A 20,888-nucleotide genomic window follows, 5' to 3' on the forward strand; every position below is an offset into this window, starting at 1 on the left:
GCCGGGCGGCGCGGCGCCCGGGCCCCGGGCGGGCCCGGGCCGGGCCCGGCTAGCGGACGATCAGGTGGTCCAGGTACCCCCGGACGTTGCGACGGGTCTCCGACACGTGGTCACCGCCGAACTTCTCGCTCACCGCGTCCGCCAGCACCAACGCCACCATCGCCTCCGCGACGATCCCCGCCGCCGGCACCGCGCACACGTCGGACCGCTGGTGATGCGCCTTCGCCGGCTCACCCGTCCGCACGTCGAAGGTCCGCAACGCCCGCGGCACCGTCGCGATCGGCTTCATCGCCGCACGCACCCGCAACAACTCACCCGTCGACAGACCACCCTCGGTCCCACCCGAACGACCCGACACCCGCTTCGCGCCCTCCGCCGTCGGCACGATCTCGTCGTGCGCCAGCGAACCCGGCACCCGGGCCAACTCGAACCCGTCACCGACCTCGACACCCTTGATCGCCTGGATGCCCATCAACGCCGCCGCCAACCGCGCGTCCAACCGCCGGTCCCAGTGCACGTGCGACCCCAGACCCACCGGCACCCCGTACGCCAGCACCTCGACCACACCCCCCAGGGTGTCACCGTCCCCGTGCGCCCGGTCGATCTCCGCCACCATCGCCTTCGACGCGTCCGCGTCCAGGCACCGCACCGGATCCGCGTCCAACCGCGCCTCGTCCGACGGCGACGGCAGCACACCCGCCGGAGCCTTCGCCGCCGCCAGCTCCACCACATGGCTGACGATCTCGATCCCGCACGTCTCCCGCAGGTACGCCCGCGCCACCGCGCCCAACGCCACCCGCGCCGCCGTCTCCCGGGCACTCGCGCGCTCCAGGATCGGCCGCGCCTCGTCGATCGAGTACTTCTGCATACCCGCCAGGTCCGCGTGACCGGGACGCGGCCGGGTCAACGCCTCATTACGGCCCAGACCCGCCAACACCTCCGGATCCACCGGATCGGCCGACATCACCTGCTCCCACTTCGGCCACTCGGTGTTGCCCACCATCACCGCCACCGGGCTGCCCATCGTCTCCCCGTGCCGCACCCCGCCCAGGAAGGTGACCTCGTCCCGCTCGAACTTCATCCGGGCACCGCGACCGTACCCGAGCCGGCGACGCGCGAGCGCCTGCGCCACCACCTCGGTGGTCACCGGAACACCCGCGGGCAGGCCCTCCAGCGTCGCGACCAGTGCCGGACCGTGCGACTCCCCCGCCGTCAGCCAGCGCAACGTACCCAACGAACCCTCCCCGTCCGGTGTACCGATGGTCATCACGCGACTCAGGCCGCGCCGCGGGCCCGCTGCGCCAGCGCGTCGGCGAGCGCGCTCCACTCCGCGCTGCGCCGGGCGGCCGCGACGTGCACCAGCGGGACGCTGTGCGGCGGGAGCGCGTCGGCGATCCGCTCCCACTGGTCGGGCGTCAGTTCCGTGGTGAGCAGGGCGCGCAGCAGCAGCCGACCGGAGTCGGTCGCCTTCAGGGCCGGGTCCCTGATCAGCTTCCGCAGCGCCGCACTCGCGAGGTCCGCCGCCACGTCCGCCGACGGCGCCTCACCCGGCGACCGCTCCACCGTCCGCTGCCGGGGCAGTCGCGGGGGCACCGCCGTGGGCCCGGCGCCGTCGCGCCGCCCCTGCGGCACCGGGCTCTCGCCGCGCCGCAGCCGGTCCCGGACGTCCCGGACCGTACCGGTGGACACCCCGGCGCCCCGGGCCAGTTCGCGCAGCGAGGCGCCCGGGTCCTCCGCGAGCAGGGCGGCGGCGATCCGGCGCCCCTCGGCGCTGCTGAGCGGGCGCACCGTACCGTCGCGGCCGGTCCGGGTGTGCGACTGCGGAATGTCCGCACTCGCACTGCGGCGCAGTTTGCCCACGGTCTTGCCGCTCAGGCCGGTGCGCTCCGCGATGGCCCGGTCGGACCAGTGCGGGTGGGAGCGCAGGATGCGCCCCGCGGCGAGCCGGCGCTCGGCCGGGGTCAGCGGGAGCCCGTGCCGGACGTTCAGCTGGACGGACAGGACGTACGCGTCGGCCTCGCTGCCGTCGAAGAAGCGGACCGCGATCTCCCGGCGGCCGCGCAGGGCGGTGGCCGAGAGCCGGTGCATGCCGTCGATCACCCGCATCGTGTCGCGGTGGACCAGGACCGGTTCGAACTCCCAGTCGGAGTCGGCGAGTTTGCGGACGTGTTCCTCGTCCTGGCGCCGGGCGCGCGGCGAGTCCGACGGTTTCAGCACGTCGAGCGGCACCCGTCTGGGATCGGAGGGGTCGATGCCGGGCATGGTGGACGTCGAGTTGCCGGTGGCCGTCACGAAAGCGCTCCCCCCGTTGGCCGGCCACTGGCCGGCACGAATCGCTGTCCGGGAGATCGTGCGGCAGGCCGGGCGATCGGGCCAACCGTGATCCAGCACTCCGTCAGGTGCGACGGAGTCCGTCAAGTCCCGCTCCCACCTGGGCGATTCTCCTGAGTCGGGGCGGCCGGGGGACGGCGGACGGCCCGGGCCGCGCGCCGTCCCCCGGTCGCTCAGAGCACCACCGGATCCGGGTGGCGCCCGGGGAAGTGGGCCCCGAGCGCCGCCAGCAGCGGTCCCGCCTTCACGGCGGTCTCCTCGAACTCGTCCGCCGGGTCGGACAGCGCGATGACGGCGCCGCCGACCCCGTAGCGGATCCGGCCCGGGGTGACCAGCGCGGTCCGGATGACCACGCTCAGGTCGGCCGCCCCGGTCAGTGAGAAGTACCCGACGGCGCCCGAGTAGACGCCGCGCGGACCGGCCTCCAGTTCGTCGATGATCCGCATCGTCCGGACCTTGGGCGCCCCGGTCATCGAACCCGGCGGGAACGCGGCCCGGACGCAGTCCACCGCGCCGCGCCCCGCGCGCAGCCGCGCCCGGACCGGACTGACCAGTTGGTGGACGGTCGCGTAGGTCTCCACCTCGAAGATGCGGTCGGCCCGCACCGAACCGATCTCGGCATGGCGCCCGAGGTCGTTGCGGACCAGGTCGACGATCATCAGGTTCTCGGCCCGGTCCTTCCGGTCCGCGCGCAACTGCGCCACCAGTTCGGCGTCCTGCGCCGCGGTCGCCCCGCGCGGCCTGGTGCCCTTGATCGGGCGGGACTCCACCCCGCCGTCCGCCTCGATCCGCAGGAAGCGCTCGGGCGAGGTGCTGAGCACCGAGAGCCGGCCGAAGCTGAGCAGCGCCCCGTACGGCGCCGGGCTGCCGCGGCGCAGCGCGCGGTAGCCGTCCCAGGGGTCGAGGTGGCCCCGGGCCTCGATCATGTTGGTCAGGCACACCTCGTAGGTCTCGCCGGCGGCGATCCGGTCCTGGCAGTCGTCGATCAGCCGCAGGTAGGCGTCGCGGTCGTGCCGCAGCGACAGCTCGCCCACGTCCGGGAGTTCGGGGTGCTCCCCCGCCGGCAGGCCGGCCACCGACCGCAGCGCGTCCTCGGCCGTGCGCAGCCACGCCCGGGCCGCGTCCTCCTCGCCCTCCTCCGCCAGGGCGAGCAGGTAGGTGGTGCGGGTGGCGTGGTCCAGCACCAGCGCGCGGTCGGCGAAGACCGTCACCGCGTCGGCGTCCGGCGACCGGTGGACGGCCCCGCCACCGCACTCGGCCTTCAGCTCGTAGCCGAGGTAGCCGACCCAGCCCAGCGCGAACGCGAAGGGCAGCGGCGGCACTTCGGCCCGGTTCGCCCGCAGGTCCTGGTCCAGCCAGTCCAGGAAGTCCGCCGACAGCACCTCGGTCCCCCCGGCCGAACGGACGGTCACCGTCCGGCTCGCCACGTCGGCCTCGGCGACCCGGGCGAGCGGCCCCGAGCCGTCGCCCATGATCGAGAACCGCCCGCCGGCCGCGTCGGGGCGGCTGCTGTCCAGCCAGAAGGCGTACGACCCGGTGCGGAACAGCCGGTCGTAGGCGACCTCGTCCTCCCAGCGGGTGGGCAGCCGCTCCACCAGGACCCGCAGGGAGCGCGACGGCGGCTCGTCGCCCCCGGCGGCGCACTCCCCGCCCGCCCGGGCGAGCGGCCCGAGGGCCACCGCCTCCACCCGCTCCCGGCCGCGCTCGGCCCGCCAGGCCGCGCTGAGCCGGGTGAAGTTGGCGAGCAGGTCGTGACCGTGCCGGGTGAGGACGGACTCGGGGTGGAACTGCAGCCCCCACATCGGGCGGTACCGGTGCTCGACGCCCATCAGGACGCCGTCCGGGGTCCACGCGACGGCCTCCAGCTCCGCCGGGAGGTCCGTCACCGCCAGCGAGTGGTAGCGGACCGCCTCGAACGGCGAGGGCAGGCCCTCGAACAGGCCGGTACCGGTGTGCAGGACGGGCGAGACCTGGCCGTGCCGCGGCTCACGGGCCCGCCCGACGGTGGCGCCGTGCGCCAGGGCCAGCCCCTGGTGCCCCAGGCAGACCCCGAGCAGCGGAAGGTCCGCGTACTCGACGATCTCCCGGCAGATCCCGAAGTCGGCCGCGACCGCCGGGTTCCCTGGCCCCGGCGAGAGCACCACGTTGTCGAAGGCGTCGAGCAGCCCGCGGTGCCACCGCGGATCGTCGTTGCGGAGCACCACCGGCTCGTGGCCGCCCACTTGGGCGAGGTAGTGGAACAGGTTGTAGGTGAAGGAGTCGTAGTTGTCGACGAGCAGCGTGCGCAAGGTACCTCCGTGGCCCCGGGCGGGCGCCCCCGCCCGGTCGGCGGACGGGTCGGCCGCGTGAACGGCGGTGTCAGTCCGCCGTGCGGATCTCGAAGAGGATGTGCTCGATCGTCTCGCTTCCCTCCAGGAAGTCCTGCCGGTGCCGGACCAGCAGGACCCGGCCGCAGTCGGCGGCGATCTCGTGGAGCCGCTCGACGTCGCCGCGGTCGCTGAACTGCAGCAGGGCGCGGCCGCCCTCGGTCAGCCGCAACGGCGCCTCGACCAGGTAGCCGCGGTGCGCCCGGTAGCCCGGGTCGACGTAGGCGCGCTCGTGGTCGCTCGCGTAGCGGTAGTCCGTCGGTGCCAGCACGAAGTTGGAGTGCCAGTAGACGGTGTCGAACCGCTCGCCGCCGTCCAGCGCGGAGAACAGATCGCTGTGCACGGCGCTCACCCGGTCGGTGACGCCGTGCCGCAGCGCGTTGCGCCGGGTGTTCTCCACCGCGACCGGGTTGATGTCGGAGGCGACCACCCGCGCACAGCCCGCCAGGGCCGCGGTGATCGCGATGATGCCGGTACCGGCGCCGATCTCCAGGAACGATCCGTGCTGCCGGTACGGCGTCTCCCGTGCGCCGACCAACCCCAGGATCTCCATGGCCGTCCCGGTGGTCGCCGAGAACGGTGGCGCGAACACCCCGGGCAGCAGGTCCCACTCCCGGCCCGCCATGGTGAACCGGTCCGGCCGGTCCTCCCGGGTCAGCGCCGACCGGCTGCGTTCCAGAGATCTCGCGTAACTCTTCAGATCTGTCATCCCCCGCCCCTTGCCTTTTCGAGGAAGGCCGCTGTCCGACTTCCGAGGTCATCGTTCCGAAACCGCGGGGCGCCCCGTAAGGTGCTCCGATGACACCTCGGGCCCTTCGCCGCGGTGTTCGGAGCACACCGCGGCCGGCCGGCCCGGCGGCTCTCTCTTGACCAGCACAAACGCACAACCTAGGCTCCACCAACGATCTCGTGGGTCTTGCGTGGGGGGACGCTTCTTGAACTCGGGCGACGCGTCGATGGACGCCCATACACCTGTCGTTCTCGAACTCCTCGCGCAGGAGGCACCCCCCGGCCGCTTCGAGGAGCTGCTGTGGACGGCCCGTCAGGACGACCTCACCGCAGAGCAGTTCGGCCGGCTCGAACACGCCGTCCGGCTGGCCCTGGACGTGCGGGCCGCCGCCGACCAGCGGCGCAGACGGGAGGCGTCGCTGGCGTCCCTGGTCGCCACCGCCCGCGACCTGGCCTACCAGCCCGACCTCGACTCCCTGTTGAACGTCATCACCGGCCACTCGCGGCGGCTGCTCGACTTCGACATGGCGTACGTCAGTCTGCGGCTGCCCCAGGGCGGTTCCTACGTCCACCGCTCGGACGGTGAGACCACCGCGCTCAGCGAGGGCCTGTCACTGCGCCGCGGTCTCGGTCTCGGCGAGCAGGCACAGGGCCGCCAAGCGCCGTTCTGGACCTCCGACTACCTCACCGACGACCGCTTCCCGCACTCCGCGGAGATCGACGCGGTGGTGGGGGCCGAGGGCCTGCGCGCGATCCTCGCGGTGCCGATGACCCACGGCGACGTGGTGGTCGGCGCGCTCTACGGCGCCGCCCGCCAGCGCCGCCACTTCACCCCGGACGAGGTCGGGCTGCTGCGCTCGTTCGCCGACATGGCCGCCGCGGCGATCGAGGCCACCCGGCGGGCGGACCGCCTGCGGGCCGAGCTGGCCGAGGTGCGGGAGGCCGCCGCCCGCACCGACACCGCCCTGGCCTGCACCCGCCTGGTCGCCCGGACCCAGAGCGAGTTCGCCGACCGGGTGCTCGGCGGCGCCGAGCCGCACGACATCGTCCGGGCCGTCGGCGACGCCCTCGACGGCACCCTCGTCCTGCGGGACGCGTCCGGGCAGATCCTGGCCTGCACCGGGGAACTCCCCCGTCTGGACGAGGCGGTGGCGGTCAAGGCCCTCGTCGACTCGCACGCCGCCGGCGCCCCGATCGCGGTGACCGACACCGTCTGGGCGACCCACGTCACCACCGGGGTCGCGGGCCCGTGCGTGCTGCTGTTCCAGGCGAGGACTCCGCTGACCGAGGAGGGCAGACAGCTGCTCTACTCCACCGGGCAGGCCGTCGCGCTCGTCCTGCTGCTGCGGCACAGCGTGTCGGCCGCGGCCGGGCCCGCCCGTGACGAGTACCTGGACGACCTGCTGGCCAGCACACCGCAGTCGAGCCGGCGCCTGAGCGCGCGGGCCCGCCGGCTCGGCATCGACCCGGCCGGCCGGCACGTCGTCCTGGTGCTGCGCCCCGAGGGCGGCCGGCAGGGCGAGGCCGCCGTCTGGGCCTCCTCCTACGCCTACCGGCACGGCGGGCTCAAGACCGTCAGCGGGGAACTGCTGGTGCTGCTCCTGCCGGGCACCGACGCCTCGGCCGCCGCCCGCGCGGCCTCCAACGAGCTGTCGCCCCTGCTCGGCCACGCCGTCTCCGCGGGAGCGGCGGGGCCGGCCCAGGACCTGGTGTCGGTCGGCAAGCTCTACCAGGAGGCGCGGCGCTGCCTCGACACCCTGGTCGCCCTCGGCGGCATCGGCGGCACGGCGTCGGCGTCGGACCTGGGCTTCCTCGGGCTGCTGCTCTCCGACGAACGCGACGCGGGTGCCTTCATCACCACGGCGGTCGGCGCCGTCATCGACTACGACGCCCAGCGGGGAACCGACCTCGTACAGACCCTGGAGGCCTACTTCACCTCGGGAGGCAGCCCGACCCGGGCCGCCCAGCAGCTGCACGTGCACACCAACACCGTCTCCCGGCGGCTGGACCGGATCACCGAACTGCTCGGCCCGGACTGGCAGCAGCCCGGCGGCGCGCTGGAGATCCAGCTGGCCCTGCGCCTCCACCGGGCCCGCGGGGCGATCTACCCGGGAACGGGACGGTAGGGCCCGCCCACCGGGGCCGGCGCGGTGGACCGGACGGGGCCGTCCGCCGGACCGACCCGGACCGGACTGCTCCCGGTCCGGGCCGGTCCGCCGGCCGTCGCGCGGTCAGGCCGAACGCGGGGTCGGGTACTCGGCCGGGCTCCCGCCGACCCCCGCCATCGCGGTGGCCGCGTGGGCCGCGGAGGCGAGCGAGATGTGCCGGTGCCAGCCCCGGAACGAGCGGCCCTCGAAGTCCCGCAGGCCGACCTCCTCGCCGACCCCGGTCAGGTCCCGGCACGCCCGCCCGGCGAGCTTGGTCAGCCGCAGCAGCGCGCCCGCGGGGGCCGAGGCCAGATTGGTGACCCACAGCGCCACCGGCGAGCTGTCCGGGTCCGCCCACTCGCCGAGCAGCAGCAGGTCGCGGTCGCCGTCGCCGGAGCCGGGGCGGCGGCCCCGGCCGGAGCCGTCCGCCGGACCGACCCGGACCGCGACGGTGAGCGACCCGCCCGCCCCGGTCGGCCCGCCCCACGTACTGCGGCGGCGCAGGCCCTTGACCGAGGCCAGGATCCGCTGGGCGGCGAGCGGTCCGCCGCCGTACCCGGGCAGCGCCGGGTCACGGACCTCCAGCCGGGACGTACCGCTGACCCGGGCGACCACCGGCAGCCCGGCCGCCGTGAACCGGTCGACGGTGGCCGCGACCCGGTCGACGTAGGTGTTCAGCACCACCGGCCGCGCCGGCACCCGCCAGCTGCCGACCGACTCCGTGAAGGCGGCGACCGCGCAGTCCGGCAGCGTCTCCTCCGCGATCCCCTCCGGGATCTCGGCCCGGCGCCGTCTGAGGTCGTCCCGCAGCCAGGACCCGGGCAGGAACAGCCGCCAGTGCACGGGGACGGTCAGCAGCTCGGAGGCGTAGAAGACCCCGAAGGCCTGCTGGCCGTGGAAGCTCTGACCCTGGCAATGGTCGAAGCCCTGCTCCACCCCCACCGACTGGTCGCCGGCCTTGGGGATCGGCATCGGGCCCACCACCCAGGCCTGCGGGGCCGCCGTCCGGGCGAGGTGACGGGCCAGCGCCTCCCGCATCGGCATCCAGTCCCAGGTGGAACTGCTGATGAAGTGGTGCAGGCTCTGCTCGGCGGCGGGGCCGCCGACATGGGCGGCGATGTTGCGGATGGACTTGCGCCCACGCGCCTGCAGCAGCCCCCGCAGGTACTGCTCACCCTTCTGACGCTGGTCGCGTCGCGTGAGCGAGGCGAAGAGCGTGCCGGCCAGCTCGGCGGTCGCCGCCTCCCACACGTCGCCCGGCCCACCCGCCGGGTGACGCCGCTGCGGCAGGTACAGCTCCGACCCGACCCCGCTCTCGCCGAACGGCACGATCACGACTTGCCCCCTTCGATGACCCGGCGGCCTCAGGTCGCCGCCCTGTCAAGACTGACGGCCCGACGGCCCGCTGGGGAGGTGGGCCGGCCCCCTCACCGCAGCTGTCAAGGGTCGCTCGGGCACCATCGGGGGCGCCGCCCGGCGCGAACCCCGGAGCACCGGCGCGCCCCCACCGCCCCCGAGCGGGTGCCGGGCCACCCCCCGGAGCGGCGGCGGGGTGGGGCCCCCGGGACCACGCGGAACGCCGCCGAGGGCCGCTGCTAGCCTGGCTGACATGATCACGCGGGGGTTCGAGCGACGGGTGCCCGACGAGCCGACCTCCGGTCCGCAGCGGGCGCTCATCGCGGCCTCCTTCGTCAACCGGGTCGGCAACGGTCTCTTCAACACCGCCGCCATCCTCTACTTCACGCTGGTGGTGCAACTGCCCGCCACCCAGGTGGGAGCCGGCCTGACGATCGCCGGCCTCTGCGGCCTGGCGGCCGGCATACCGGCGGGGAACCTCGCCGACCGGTACGGACCGCGCACGATCTGGCTGACGACGCTCGTCCTGCAAGCCGTGGCCATGGCCTCGTTCGTCCTGATCGACAGCTGGCTCGCCTTCACCCTCGTCGCCACCCTGGACCGGCTGGCCGCCACGGCGAGCGGCGCCGCGGGCGGCGCGCTCATCGCCAGGGCCGGCGGCGAGCGCCCGGCCGCGTTCCGGGCCAGACTCCGCACCTTCGTCAACCTCGGCGTCGTCGTGGGCACCCTGGGCGCGGCCGTCGCCATCCAGATCGACACCCGCGCCGCCTACACCGCACTGATCCTCGCCAACGCCGCCAGCTTCGCCGGCACCGCGCTGGTCGCGCTGCTGGGCCTCCCGAACTACCGGCCGCTGCCCCGGCCCGCGGGGCACCGCCAGTGGTCCGTCCTGGCCGACCGGCCGTACGTGTCCTTCGTCGCGCTCTACAGCGCCATGGGGCTGCAGTACCAGGTCGTCTCGCTCCTGCTGCCGATCTGGCTCAGCTCCCACACCGACGCGCCGCGCTGGACCGTGGCGGCCGTCTACGCGATCAACAGCGGTGTCTGCGTGGCCCTGCAGAGCAGACTCGGTGCCAGGGTGGAGACGCCCCGGCAGGGCGGCCGCGCCTTCCGCCTGGCCGGGATCCTGTTCCTCGTCAGCTGCCCGCTGATGGCCCTGACCGCCGCCGTCCCGGTCTGGGTCGCGCCCGCGCTCGCCGTCCTCGCCGTGTGCGTCCACAGCGTCGGGGAGGTCTGGGAGTCCTCGGCCGGCTTCGCCCTCGGCTTCGGCCTCGCGCCCGACCACGCCCAGGGGCAGTACCAGGGCTTCCTCGGCATCGGCTTCAACGCGGGCCAGGCCCTCGCCCCGGTGATCCTGACCGGCGCGGTCCTCGCGCTCGGGTCCGCCGGCTGGCTGCTCCTCGGTGCCTTCTTCGCCTGCCTCGGCGCGGCCGGCCCCCCGGTCGCCGCCTGGGCCGCCCGCACCCGACCGGGCCCCCCGAACACCGAAACCCCCGTCCCCCGCCGCCAGGACACACCCGCCCCGGTCGCCGAGTAGCCCCGGAAACACCGCTGCCCCGACCCGCGTTCACGCGGGTCGGGGCAGGAGGGGCGGAAGAGTCGGCCTGTACGCCGGGTTCTGTCTCCGCCGAGCACGGCCCCGGGGGGCGCCGTCCTGCCAGGGAATCCGATCGCCGGCTGGGCGCGGCACCCCGGGCGACCGGCAGTCAGCTGCCGAAGGAAGCCCCGCTGCCGGCCGCGCGGCGGTACACGCTCGATCGAGTGTTCTCCTCTCGATCGGACAATCGAAACGGATCGACTCCGCCTCACACACCGTCGCCGACCACATGGCGGCCCCCAGTGCGGCCAAACGCCGCAACCCCGACGACAGGCCGCTCGACGACGTGATCCGTGCGCGCGTCGGCTGCCGCGGGCCCTCGGGCCGTCCTTGCGGGTCCCCGGGGACTCCGGTTGGATATCCGCTGTGAACGAGCGACTGCGCTCCGCACTCACCCAGCGCGGTGTCCCCCCGGAGGCCCTCGCGACGGTCTGCGAGGTGGACCCGAAGACCGTTGCCCGCTGGTTGAGCGGCCGTGTACCCCACGCACGTCATCGGTGGAGCGTCGCACACCACCTGAAGGTGGACGAGTCCTTCCTCTGGCCGGAGACCCGGCCCAGGAACGGACAAGATCCAGGACAGAAAGTTGGCCTCGTGGCCACATACCCAGACCGTGCCAGCGTCCCGCGGGAGACATGGCTCTCCCTGCTGCTGGCAGCAGAGCAGCGCATCGACGTGCTGGTGTTCTCGGGAACGTTCTTGGCCCAGTCGAACCCCCGCATCGCCACCATGCTCGCCCAGCGCGCGGCGGCCGGAGCCCGGATCCGGTTGTGCTTCGGTGACCCGCAGAGCCGCGCCGTGGCGATCCGCGGGCGAGAGGAGGGGATCGGGGATGCGCTCGCCGCGAAGGTCCGCGCCTCGCTCACCTACTACCGGCCGCTGTTGGGGGCGCCCGGCTGCGAGATCCGTCTGCACGACACCACCCTCTACAACTCCCTGTTCCGCTACGACAACGACTTGTTGGTCAACCCACACATCTGGGGCCAGCCCGCGTCCGCAAACCCCCTGCTGCACCTCCAGAAGGCCCCGGAGACAGGGTGGTTCGACCGCTACGCTACGAGCTTCGACGCGGTATGGGACTCCGCCCGGCCGTGGACGGACGACGCTGAAGGAGCGCAGTCGCATGGCCGGTAGGACTGAGTACTACGGCGATCCGGCGGCACCAGCGGCCAACTCGCTGGTGCCCGCGAGCAACCTGCTCGTTCAGAACGAGGAGGGCGCGATCCTGCTGCAGCGCCGACGCGACACCGGGCAGTGGGCGCTTCCCGGCGGCAAGCAGAACATCGGCGAGTCCGCCGCCGACTGCGCGGTGCGGGAGTGCGAGGAGGAGACCGGCATCAAGGCGGAGATCACGGGCTTCCTCGGCGTCTACTCCAATCCGGCGCACGTCGTCGTCTACAGCAGCAACGGCGAAGCCCGCCAGCAGTTCGAGGTCGTCTACATCGGCCGCCCGGTCGGCGGCGCGCCCACGATCAACGAAGAGGCGGACGGCGTGCTCTGGGTACGGCCGGGCGACCTGGACGACTACGACGTCCACCCGAGCATGCGCGAGCAGATCGGCCACTACCTCAGCGGCCAGTACCCCTACCTCGGCTGAACCTCAGCGGCGACCCGCCGCTCGGTACGGGCTACCGCCGCCTCGATCTCCACCTGTGCCCGCTGGATGAAGCGCCCTACCAGGGTGCCGGCTCCGTACCGGGCGACGATCTCCGCGACCCGGTCCCGGGCGCTGGTCGGCGTCCCGTCGGGGGTCGTGGTCATGTCGCAGTAGACCAGCGCGTCCACCAGCATCTGGTCCTCAAGCAACGGGAACTCCCCCTCCAGCTGGAGCCGAAGCCCACGCTCCTCGGCCTCCAGCAGGGCGAAGGAGTGGTTGGCGACCAGCTGGACCAGCCGCTCGTCCGCACCGTGCTCGTCCCGCAGGAATCGCGCGCCGTCCAGAGGATGAAAGCCGGTCAGGGCCAGGCGAGGTGCGTAGCCGACATCGTGGAGCACCGCCGCCGCGACCAGCAGGCCGTCGTCGGGCCCGGCCACCGTAGCCAGCCGCGCAGCCTGACGCGCCACCCCCTGGGAGTGTGACCACCGCCTCGGCAAGGTGCCCGCCAGCTCCTGTTCGGCGATCCGCCGCGCCCACTGGGGCAAGGTTTCCGTCACGCTGTCGGCCTTCCCCGCCGGGTGACTGTTCCATGCGGGCCGGCGCCGGACAGCGGCGGTCCGGCCGATATCGCCGCCCCGTCCGTTCATTCGCTCAGCAAATGGACCATACCCAGGGGCCGGACAACGAGGTTCGGACAATGTCCTGGGCAGGGCACCCTTCGGGTTGTGCACGCTGGGCGACGCGTTCGGCGCAGTCGCTGTTCAGGGCCGCAAAAGTCTCATGGAGCCGACGTTGTCCTTGAAACCAAGTCTGCGGTACAGCGGAATTCCATCGGCACTGGCGGTGAGGCTGACCAGCCCACAGCCTTGCTCCCAGAACCAGGCAAGCAGTGCCGTCATGACCGCCGCAGCGTGGCCCCGTTGGCGGTGTTCCGGGTCGGTCAGAACGAGGTGAACGTACCCTGTGCGTCCGGTATAGGTGGGTCCGGGAGGCGCCTTGTAGATGGTTCCGAGCGCGACCGAGATCAACCGTTCATCCGGCCCGCCGATCGCGAACCCAGCCATGTCCCCGCCGGCTGCGAGGCCGTCGACCAGGTAACCCGCGAGATCCTCGAACCACCGGCCTGTCGGAGCCGCTCCGATCATCGCCGCACGAATCCGTGCTATCGGCATCGCATCAGCGACTGTCACTCTCCGTGCAACCGAATCGCCCCGCCCCTCGATGGGGTGACTTCGCGATGTCGTACTGGACACTGGGGCGAACCTCGGGGGGTGTTTGTTCGAGAAACCGATGGTCGCCAACGGTGAGCCTGCACTGTCGCCGCCATCAGCCTGATGATTGCTACCGCCGTTGTGTTCCCTCCCAGCTATCAGGTCAACACTGATCAAGATGAACGGCAACCGGAGCATGCGCGCGCCGCTACCGTGTGTCCATGACTGTTGACCCTTCTCCGGTTCGTGTCCGCTTCGCTCCGAGCCCGACGGGCATGTTCCACGTCGGTGGTGCCCGCTCTGCCCTGTACAACTGGGCGACAGCGCGACAGCGCGGCGGCAAGTTCGTTCTGCGGATCGAGGACACGGACGCCGCGCGCAACCGCGAGGAGTGGACCGAGGGGATCATCAGCGCACTCGCGGCCGTCGGCATCTCGAAGGCGGACCCGGCATTCGAGGGCCCCTATTTCCAGTCCGAGAACGAGGTCCGGCACCGCGAGGCATCCGCTCGGCTGCACGAGGCCGACCTCGCGTACTACTGCGACTGCACGCGCGAACAGGTCACCGAGCGCACGGGCTCCCAGCAGCTGGGGTACGACGGCTTCTGCCGCGACCGGGGGCTCGGCTTTGAGGCCGGCCGCGCTCTGCGGTTCCGTACCCCGGACAACGGTGCAACCGTGGTGGTCGACCTGATCCGCGGCAACCCCGAGTTCCCCAACTCGGCCATCGAGGACTTCGTGATCGCTCGGGGCGACGGCAGCCCGGTGTTCCTCCTGGCCAACGTGGTCGACGACCTTGACGAGGGGATCACCCAGGTGATCCGCGGCGAGGAGCATCTGTCGAACACTCCGAAGCAGCAGCTGTTGTGGCGCGCTCTGGGCGCCGAGCCCCCCGTGTGGGCGCACCTGCCGGTCATCGTGAACGAGAAGCGGCAGAAACTGTCCAAGCGGCGTGACAAGGTGGCGCTGGAGGACTACCTGGCCGAGGGCTACCTTCCCGAAGCGATGGTGAACTACCTGATGCTGCTGGGCTGGGGTCCAAAGGACGACGTGGAGATCCGCCCCTATGCCGAGTTGGAGCGGCTGTTCCGTGTGGAGGACGTGAACGGCTCCTCGGCGTTCTTCGACGTGAAGAAGCTGACGGCTTTCAACGGGGAGTACATCCGGGCACTGTCGGTGGAGCGGTTCGTGGCGGCGTGCGCACCGTGGCTCGCCGCACCTCAGGCACCCTGGCGTGCCGAGGCGTTCGACCCGGCACTGTTCGCCACGGTGGCGGGCCTTGCGCAGACACGGATCTCGGTGCTGTCGGAGATCACCGCTTACGTCGACTTCCTGTTCCTGGACGAGCCGGTGCGCGACGAGGCGTCGTGGGCGAAGGCGATGAAGGAGGGGGCGGCCGATCTGCTGCGCGCGGCGCGGCGGCGTATGGCCGACGCTGAGTGGGAGGCGCAAGCGCTCAAGACGGTGTTGGAGGAGACGGCTACGGAGGCCGGCTTGAAGCTGGGCAAGGCTCAGGCGCCGATCCGGGTGGCAGTGACTGGCCGTACGGTGGGGTTGCCGCTGTTCGAGTCGTTGGAGGCGCTCGGCCGCGAGCGGACTCTGCTGCGCCTGGACAAGGCGCTGGCCGAGCTGGTGTGACAGCTCGTGGGTCCGCACGCCCACTGGGCTGTGCGGACCCACGCTTGCGCCTGCTCAACGCAGGTCAACCAGACGGTGTGCGGTGCCGTCCGGTTCGGCGGGCATTGACCACAGCGGGCACACCGGGATGGTGCTGCGGTCGCAGTTGCTGCTGGTCAGGGTCTTCTGGAGGTGGTCGTATGCGGCGCAGCCGCCTCCGCAGGTGGAGCTGTGCTGGCAGGTGCGGCAGTTGGAGGAGACGGTGTTGACCAGGGTGAGTTCGCTGATCCCGTCCTGGAGTCGGGGGCGGATGGCCCCGTTGCGGAACTCGCCGTAGTGGAGATCGGTGTCGAAGAACGCCGAGCAGATGTAGACCCGTCCGTCAGGAAAGATCGCGAGGCGTTCGAGGTTCCGGGCGGTGCAGCCGCCGTATCCGGCGGCGCGAAGGGCGGGGAGTTGGTCGGCGGTGGCGAACGCGGGCGGGTAGAAGACGCGTAGTCGGCGGCCGGCGGCAGACTGGCGGATCTGGGTACACAAGTCCGCCCATTCGGTGGGTGGGATCTGGAAATGAGGCTTGTCGAGACCGAGCCCGGTCGGGGTGAAGTAGTGGAAGGAGAGCATCTCCAGGCCGATGGAGTCGGCGAGGTCGATGGCATCGAACACGTCACCCTGGTTGGCGGTGGTGACAGTGAAGATGGCGCGGGTCTGGAAGCCGTCGGCGACGGCGCGCTTCATACTCGCGAGCAGGGGACGCCAGGTCTTGGGGCCCCGCATCTGCTCGTGCGTCTCCTGGCGGGCACCGTCCATGGAGAAGGAGAACGAGTCGAGCCGATCCTTCAACAGAGGCCAGGTCTTGGGGGCGATGAGACCGTTGGAGGTCAGGACGACCTTGTAGCCCTGCTCCTTGCAGACGTCGAGGATGTCGCCGAACTGGGGGTGAGTGGTCGGCTCGCCGCCCAGGAGATAGACCTTGTACTGGCCGTAGGCGACGCGGAGGCTGGAGAGGATGTCCTCGACCGTGGCGGGGGCCATGCGTCGCTCCGATGCGAGGCGGTCACCCATATAGCAGTGCTTGCAGCGTAGTTGGCACCTCTCGGTGATGTAGAGGAAAAGGAACGGTTCCTTGGCCGCGGTGGCGTGCCCGGCGGCGTGTACCAGGGCGTGGGGCACGGTGGTCAGGATGGTCACGGTGGTCCTCTCCTTGTCAGCGCAGGGCGTGCAGCGAGTCGGCTTCGCGGGCGCCCCAGGCGGAGACGGTCCACAGGATGCACAGCGGGGTGGTGTCGCGGTCGCAGGAGTAGAATCCCTTGTCCGCGTAGGCGGGGATCTCGGAGTAGGCGGGGCAGCCTCCTCCGCAGGTGTCGGTATTCGGGCAACCGGTGCACACCGGGTCGACGGTGAGGTAGGCGTTGAGCTCATTGTTCGGGTCGGGATTCAGGACGAGCCGGTCGCCTTCGAAGGTGGCGTAGTGCCGGCCGTCGTCCATGAAGACGGGGCAGGCGAAGACCGTGCCGTCCGGGTAGACGTGCGGGCGGTCGAGGGTGCGGGCGGGGCAGCCCGGGTACCCACGGTCGAACCACGCTGCCTGGTCATCGGCCTTGACGAAGGTCGGCGGGTAGTAGACCGCCAGGCGTGGCTCGGGCTTGTAAGCCTCGATCTCGGCGCAGAAGTCCATCCACTCGATGGGGCTGAGCGGCTGGAGGAAGCGACCGCCGTTCCCGGTCTTGCCAAGGTTGTGAAAACTCAGGGTGTGGGCGCCGCGTTCGGCGAGGAAGGGGATGAGGTCGAGAGCTCCCTCGCGGTTGGTCTGCGAGACGGTGCACATCACCCGCACCTGGTAGCCGAGTTCGCGTGCCTGTCCGATGTGGCGAACGACCTTGTCGTAGTTGGTGGGGTTGCCGCGAATCTTGCGGTGGATGCGTGGGTCGGCGGACTCCAGCGAGAAGTTGAAGCTGTCCAGGCTGCTCGGCGGGATCTTGTCGAAGAGGTCATCGTCGAAGTCGCCGTTGCTGCTGATGGTGACCCGGTACCCACGCGTGCGGCCTTCGGCGACGATGGTGGGCAGCTCGGGGTGCATGGTGGGCTCGCCGCCGAGGAGGTAGAGCTTGTCGTGGCCCCCGGTGATCCGGAAGTAGTCCATGACCTTGATGGCGGTCTCGACGCTCATGCTGTTGGCCGCGTCGAGGCGGCCGTTGCCCACGTAGCAGGTCTTGCAACGCAGACTGCACGCGGTGGTGGGGTAGAGGAACACGAACCGTTCGCGGGTCTGACGGTAGATCGGCGGCCGACTGGTGGGCATGCCGAGGGAGACGGTGGTCATCGGGTTCCTTCCGGTTCGGTGTGGAGGAAGGCCAGGCACTGGGCGGTCAGGGACGCCGCGAGTGTTTCGTCAGCGGTGGGCAGCGGGCATGTGGCGCCGTCAGCGGGCGGCTGAGCGTCCTGGCACCCTGCGGGCAGGGCGTCGGTGCGGCTGAGCAACTCGGTTCCGAACCATCGCTCCAGGCCGATCCCGACGGGGGTGTCAGCCCACTCGGCGGTGGCGACCCGGGACTGCCACAGGTAGGAGAGCTGGTGCTGCGGACTGTCGGGCGGCAGGCGCAGTCGGCCCTTGTAACCCTGGATCCGGGGCATTGGCCAGGTGGAGAAGTAAGCTGCGGCGCGGGCTTCGAGGGCCGGCAGCACACCGGCCGGGTCGTGGACCCCAATCTTGGGATCGGCGAGGAACTTGAACACTACGTCGCCCTTGCGGAACACCGACAGCGGGCAGTCCGCGAGATAGCAGGCGGATCGCTGGACAGCCGGCACGGCGGCGATGCTGGCTTCGGTGAAACCCAGCAGGTCGTTCAGGGTGTCGGCGGTGAAGGCCTCCCCGCAGTGATCGAAGTCGAGGCCGGCGAGCAGGTGCAGGGCGCGCAGGCGTTCGGCGAAGCGTCGCTCCTGACCGTGGTCGCTGTGGGCGGTGATAACGAACAGGTCGATGTCGCTGGTCGGCTTGTTGGTGCCGCGAGCGTACGAGCCACCAACGAAGGAGCACAGCAGGTTGTCGCCGAAGCCCTCGACGGCGGCGTTGCTGGCCGCAGCGACCGTCTGGGCGGCGCTCATGCGGCCCTCTTGGTGGTGCGTCCAGGTTCGCGGGTGATGGCCTCGGCCGCTACCAGGCCGCCGACTGCGGCCTGGAGGATGCCCTGGGCCAGCCCGGTGCAGTCGCCGGCCGCGTACAGGCCGGCGGCGCTGGTCTCAAGGTCCTCGGTGAGCTTCAACTCGTCCCAGAGATTCTCCAGTTCCAGTCCAATCACGGCGACCTGGGAGAGGGTGGCGACGCTGAGCGGGCGGCCGGAGAAGTAGGTCATCAGGTCTTCGAAGGCACTGCACAGGGCGGTGTGGACCTCGCGCGGCAGGATGCTTGCGAGGTCAGCGACCTGGTAGTCCCGTAGGGAGGGCTGGATGCCGCTGAGCCTGGCGAACTGCTCCAGGTCGGTGCAGGCCAGGGCACGGTTGTGGAAGTCGGGATACCACTGGAGTACGGGCTTGCCCGGACGGTCGGTCCTCAGCGCCCGGTAGGGGGTGAGGAGGTTCACTTCGACCCAGGCGGAGTTGCGCGGGGTGGCGTTGGCGTCTCGTAGCTGCGCGAGCAGGGCGAAGTTCGCGGTGTTGCCGTCGTGCGGCTCGGGGATGACGTGCCCGTCGAGGAGGGTGTGGTCGCCATAATCCGTAAACTTGATACGCCCGCCACCGGGGCCGGCGCAGAAGCAGAACGTTTTGATCTTCACGTCGTTGGCGACGATGGTGGTCTTGAAGTCCTCGTGGATGTCGGCCCCGAGCTGTAGGAGGGCCTTCGGCATCTCGAAGCGGACCCCGACGGACGGTGCGGGCGCAGCGTGCGCGAGCCCGAGGTCGCGCAGGATCTGCTGCCACCAGCGCTGGCCGCGTCGTCCAACCGCCACGATCACAGAACTGGCCAGCACGGTCTCGCTGATGCCGGCGCGGTCAGCGACCTCGGCCCGCCACATTCCCCGCGCACGCTGAAGGGAGGCGACCTGCGCCTGCATCCTCAACTCGGTGCTCGGAGCGACGGTGATGCGCTGGTGCAGCCGCTCGATTACGGTCCGCACCTGCTGCGCACCAAGCGAGGCCACCGGATAGTCCTTGATCTGAAACGGCCCGACTGTTGGGAGGGCTCCGCGGAAAGCGATTTGCTCCTCGCTGCACAAGCGCCGTACGGCCCGGTCCATGAGTGTCTCGGCCCGCTCGGTGCCAAGGAGTTCGGCCAGCCGCCGACCACTGGGGAACCTCGATAGCTTCACCCCGTCCCCGTAGTGAATGGAGCCGCCAAACCCGGAGATCACGTTGCAGATGCCCTTACAACCGTTGCAGGACCGCATAAGGTCGACCGGGCAGGCGCGACGCTGGTAAGGGCGGCCGGCATCGACCAACAACACTCGAGCCCTGTCGTCGGAGAGGCGATCGGCGGCGATCAGCCCAGCGGGACCGGCTCCGATCACGAGGGTGTCGACGAACGTGGTCAACAGTTTCCTCCGTAGTACTGCTCGATCCAGGAGGAGGCCGCGCCGGCAGCCTCGACGGCCGGCCGATTGGCTTCCTCGATCAGGTCGGTGACGGAACGATGGTGGAGATGGCGGTAGTTGGGACGCTCCGGTAGGACTGGCGTCGCGCTCAAGTCAACGATCGTCCGACACGAGGGCGCGTTGGCCAGGCGCGCGATGCGGTCGCGGTACTCCGGCGTGAGACCAGACGTCGCGAGCATCAGGTCGAAGCCGTCGTCGCACACCCTCTCGGGCAGTTCGGCGGCCCGCAGGACGGCGATGCCGCTGGTTGCCGACCGCATCGCCCGGCGAAGCTTCTTCGGATCCCGGGTAAGCAGGTACACGGCGCGCTCGTCGCCGAGATCCTGCGCGACCGCCTGTGCCAACATCCCCCCGCCGACCACGACGAGGTTGCGCGGCTTAGCAGCTCCGGTCTCCAGGAGGGTACTGGCGAGGTCGCGGTAGTCGAGCCGGGCGCGAAGGCCGAACCGACGCCGCGCCTGGCTGGCGAGCAGGAGTGCCTCTGCGCCGGCGGGCCGCAGCGGATGCCGGGCGGGGAGACGCTCGAACACGGCGTGAACCTGACGGAAGACAAACTGCTCCCCGAGGATCAGGGACATCGTCCCGGCAGCGATGCGGGCCAGCCGCGAGGCAGCGGCCTCATGGCCGATGATCGTCCGACAGAGCCGAACAGGCACCGGCGCGGCGGCCGTCGTCGACCCGGCCTGATACCACTCGACTCGGTGGCACGTCCGCAGCAGTAGCCCTGTCGGCGAATCTTGGACGGAACCCGCCTCCAGCAGGTGAAAGGCGGCTCCAAGCTCCTGTACGGAATGGGTGGTGGTGTCGTTGAACGAGCACCATGCGATGCGGCTGACGGCTGCGGCCGGGTGCACTCGCAGTTCGTGCGGTGGATCAATGGCCTGGGGCATGGGCACCTCCTCGGTTCCTGGGAGTCGGCTACCTGCGGTGCTGCTGCGGATAGGAGTCGGCCCGATCGGGTGGCGCGGCGAGGAACCGGGAACAGGCACCCCGGATCTTCGATGTGGCGGCGACCTGTGCCTTCGCAGACGGTGTCACGGGTTGGCACGGTGTCCGGGCATGAGCCGCCGAAGCGCTGGAGCCGGGCACACCCCACTGCTACGGTCGCTCGACCGACTGGCACTGGACCCTGGTGGAGCTTCGGATCAGTGACCGTCATCTGACGGTGCGTTGATGCTGGCGCCGGCCGCCGGGACGGCACGACCTCGTCTTGGGACGTTCCGGAGACGTCCCGGGACGTCTCCGGCTTCCGAAGGCAAACGGTTCTGACCTTCTGGCGCGATCGAGTGATCGCTCAGCGTCACCAGCCGTTCGGTCCCTCAGGGACTCGGGCCAGGAGATGTCGCCGCCGG

The 20,888-nt window shown here is 71.4% G+C and carries 17 protein-coding genes; 5 read left to right on the plus strand and 12 right to left on the minus strand.

Annotation, left to right across the window (positions count from 1 at the left end):
* Positions 1 to 49 precede the first annotated feature (49 nt).
* The 4 genes from aroC to ACFXHB_RS24810 form a co-directional block, all read right to left on the minus strand.
* On the minus strand, positions 50 to 1,234 hold the full coding sequence (gene aroC / locus ACFXHB_RS24795; protein WP_380576834.1) for a chorismate synthase: 1,185 nt from the start codon (positions 1,232 to 1,234) through the stop codon (positions 50 to 52).
* A 41-nt stretch (positions 1,235 to 1,275) separates the two neighbouring features.
* Entirely contained in the window at positions 1,276 to 2,292 is a 1,017-nt protein-coding gene (locus ACFXHB_RS24800; RefSeq protein ID WP_380576808.1) for a ParB N-terminal domain-containing protein, read from the minus strand.
* A 212-nt stretch (positions 2,293 to 2,504) separates the two neighbouring features.
* Positions 2,505 to 4,619, minus strand: a complete 2,115-nt coding sequence (gene pabB / locus ACFXHB_RS24805) for an aminodeoxychorismate synthase component I (protein WP_380576809.1) — start codon at positions 4,617 to 4,619, stop codon at positions 2,505 to 2,507.
* 70 nt (positions 4,620 to 4,689) lie between these two features.
* On the minus strand, positions 4,690 to 5,406 hold the full coding sequence (locus tag ACFXHB_RS24810; protein ID WP_380576810.1) for a 50S ribosomal protein L11 methyltransferase: 717 nt from the start codon (positions 5,404 to 5,406) through the stop codon (positions 4,690 to 4,692).
* Positions 5,407 to 5,632: 226 nt separating this feature from the next.
* Here ACFXHB_RS24810 and ACFXHB_RS24815 point away from each other — a divergent pair, with 226 nt between their 5' ends.
* Positions 5,633 to 7,552: a helix-turn-helix domain-containing protein gene (locus tag ACFXHB_RS24815; protein ID WP_380576811.1), complete on the plus strand. Its 1,920-nt coding sequence runs from the start codon at positions 5,633 to 5,635 to the stop codon at positions 7,550 to 7,552.
* Positions 7,553 to 7,657: 105 nt separating this feature from the next.
* On the opposite strand, the gene ACFXHB_RS24820 is transcribed toward ACFXHB_RS24815, so the two are convergent.
* Entirely contained in the window at positions 7,658 to 8,908 is a 1,251-nt protein-coding gene (locus tag ACFXHB_RS24820) for an IS701 family transposase (RefSeq protein ID WP_380576812.1), read from the minus strand.
* Between the two features lie 274 nt (positions 8,909 to 9,182).
* On the opposite strand from ACFXHB_RS24820, the gene ACFXHB_RS24825 reads away from it, so the two are divergent.
* From ACFXHB_RS24825 to ACFXHB_RS24835, 3 genes are all read left to right on the plus strand, one after another.
* The gene (locus ACFXHB_RS24825; protein ID WP_380576813.1) at positions 9,183 to 10,466 is read left to right on the plus strand and encodes an MFS transporter; all 1,284 of its coding nucleotides are present in this window, start codon (positions 9,183 to 9,185) and stop codon (positions 10,464 to 10,466) included.
* A gap of 426 nt (positions 10,467 to 10,892) precedes the next feature.
* The gene (locus ACFXHB_RS24830; protein WP_380576814.1) at positions 10,893 to 11,660 is read left to right on the plus strand and encodes an XRE family transcriptional regulator; all 768 of its coding nucleotides are present in this window, start codon (positions 10,893 to 10,895) and stop codon (positions 11,658 to 11,660) included.
* Entirely contained in the window at positions 11,650 to 12,123 is a 474-nt protein-coding gene (locus ACFXHB_RS24835) for an NUDIX hydrolase (RefSeq protein WP_380576815.1), read from the plus strand. Before ACFXHB_RS24830 ends, ACFXHB_RS24835 begins: the two co-directional genes overlap by 11 nt.
* Here the strand turns inward: ACFXHB_RS24835 and ACFXHB_RS24840 are convergent.
* Both ACFXHB_RS24840 and ACFXHB_RS24845 read right to left on the minus strand, forming a co-directional pair.
* A complete protein-coding gene (locus tag ACFXHB_RS24840) occupies positions 12,111 to 12,680 on the minus strand; it encodes an HD domain-containing protein (protein ID WP_380576816.1) in 570 nt (189 codons plus the stop codon). The genes ACFXHB_RS24835 and ACFXHB_RS24840 overlap by 13 nt on opposite strands.
* A 204-nt stretch (positions 12,681 to 12,884) precedes the next feature.
* Entirely contained in the window at positions 12,885 to 13,295 is a 411-nt protein-coding gene (locus tag ACFXHB_RS24845) for a GNAT family N-acetyltransferase (RefSeq protein ID WP_380576817.1), read from the minus strand.
* Positions 13,296 to 13,609: 314 nt separating this feature from the next.
* Between ACFXHB_RS24845 and gltX the strand changes: the two genes are divergently transcribed.
* Complete coding sequence (gene gltX / locus ACFXHB_RS24850; protein ID WP_380576835.1) at positions 13,610 to 14,971, plus strand: glutamate--tRNA ligase; 1,362 nt, start codon at positions 13,610 to 13,612, stop codon at positions 14,969 to 14,971.
* A gap of 54 nt (positions 14,972 to 15,025) precedes the next feature.
* Here the strand turns inward: gltX and ACFXHB_RS24855 are convergent, their stop codons facing one another.
* The 5 genes from ACFXHB_RS24855 to ACFXHB_RS24875 are packed head-to-tail and all read right to left on the minus strand — an operon-like array spanning position 15,026 to position 20,426.
* Positions 15,026 to 16,138, minus strand: coding sequence for a radical SAM protein (locus ACFXHB_RS24855; RefSeq protein ID WP_380576818.1), 1,113 nt, complete (start codon positions 16,136 to 16,138; stop codon positions 15,026 to 15,028).
* 16 nt (positions 16,139 to 16,154) lie between these two features.
* Complete coding sequence (locus tag ACFXHB_RS24860; protein WP_380576819.1) at positions 16,155 to 17,270, minus strand: radical SAM protein; 1,116 nt, start codon at positions 17,268 to 17,270, stop codon at positions 16,155 to 16,157.
* On the minus strand, positions 17,267 to 18,052 hold the full coding sequence (locus ACFXHB_RS24865; RefSeq protein WP_380576820.1) for a nucleotidyltransferase domain-containing protein: 786 nt from the start codon (positions 18,050 to 18,052) through the stop codon (positions 17,267 to 17,269). The genes ACFXHB_RS24860 and ACFXHB_RS24865 overlap by 4 nt, the downstream gene beginning before the upstream one ends.
* A complete protein-coding gene (locus ACFXHB_RS24870; RefSeq protein WP_380576821.1) occupies positions 18,049 to 19,476 on the minus strand; it encodes a hypothetical protein in 1,428 nt (475 codons plus the stop codon). The genes ACFXHB_RS24865 and ACFXHB_RS24870 overlap by 4 nt, the downstream gene beginning before the upstream one ends.
* Positions 19,473 to 20,426, minus strand: a complete 954-nt coding sequence (locus ACFXHB_RS24875) for a hypothetical protein (RefSeq protein ID WP_380576822.1) — start codon at positions 20,424 to 20,426, stop codon at positions 19,473 to 19,475. The genes ACFXHB_RS24870 and ACFXHB_RS24875 overlap by 4 nt, the downstream gene beginning before the upstream one ends.
* Positions 20,427 to 20,888 lie beyond the last annotated feature (462 nt).

Origin of the sequence: Kitasatospora sp. NPDC059327, from assembly GCF_042752535.1 — a bacterium.
Taxonomy (GTDB): Bacteria; Actinomycetota; Actinomycetes; order Streptomycetales; family Streptomycetaceae; genus Kitasatospora.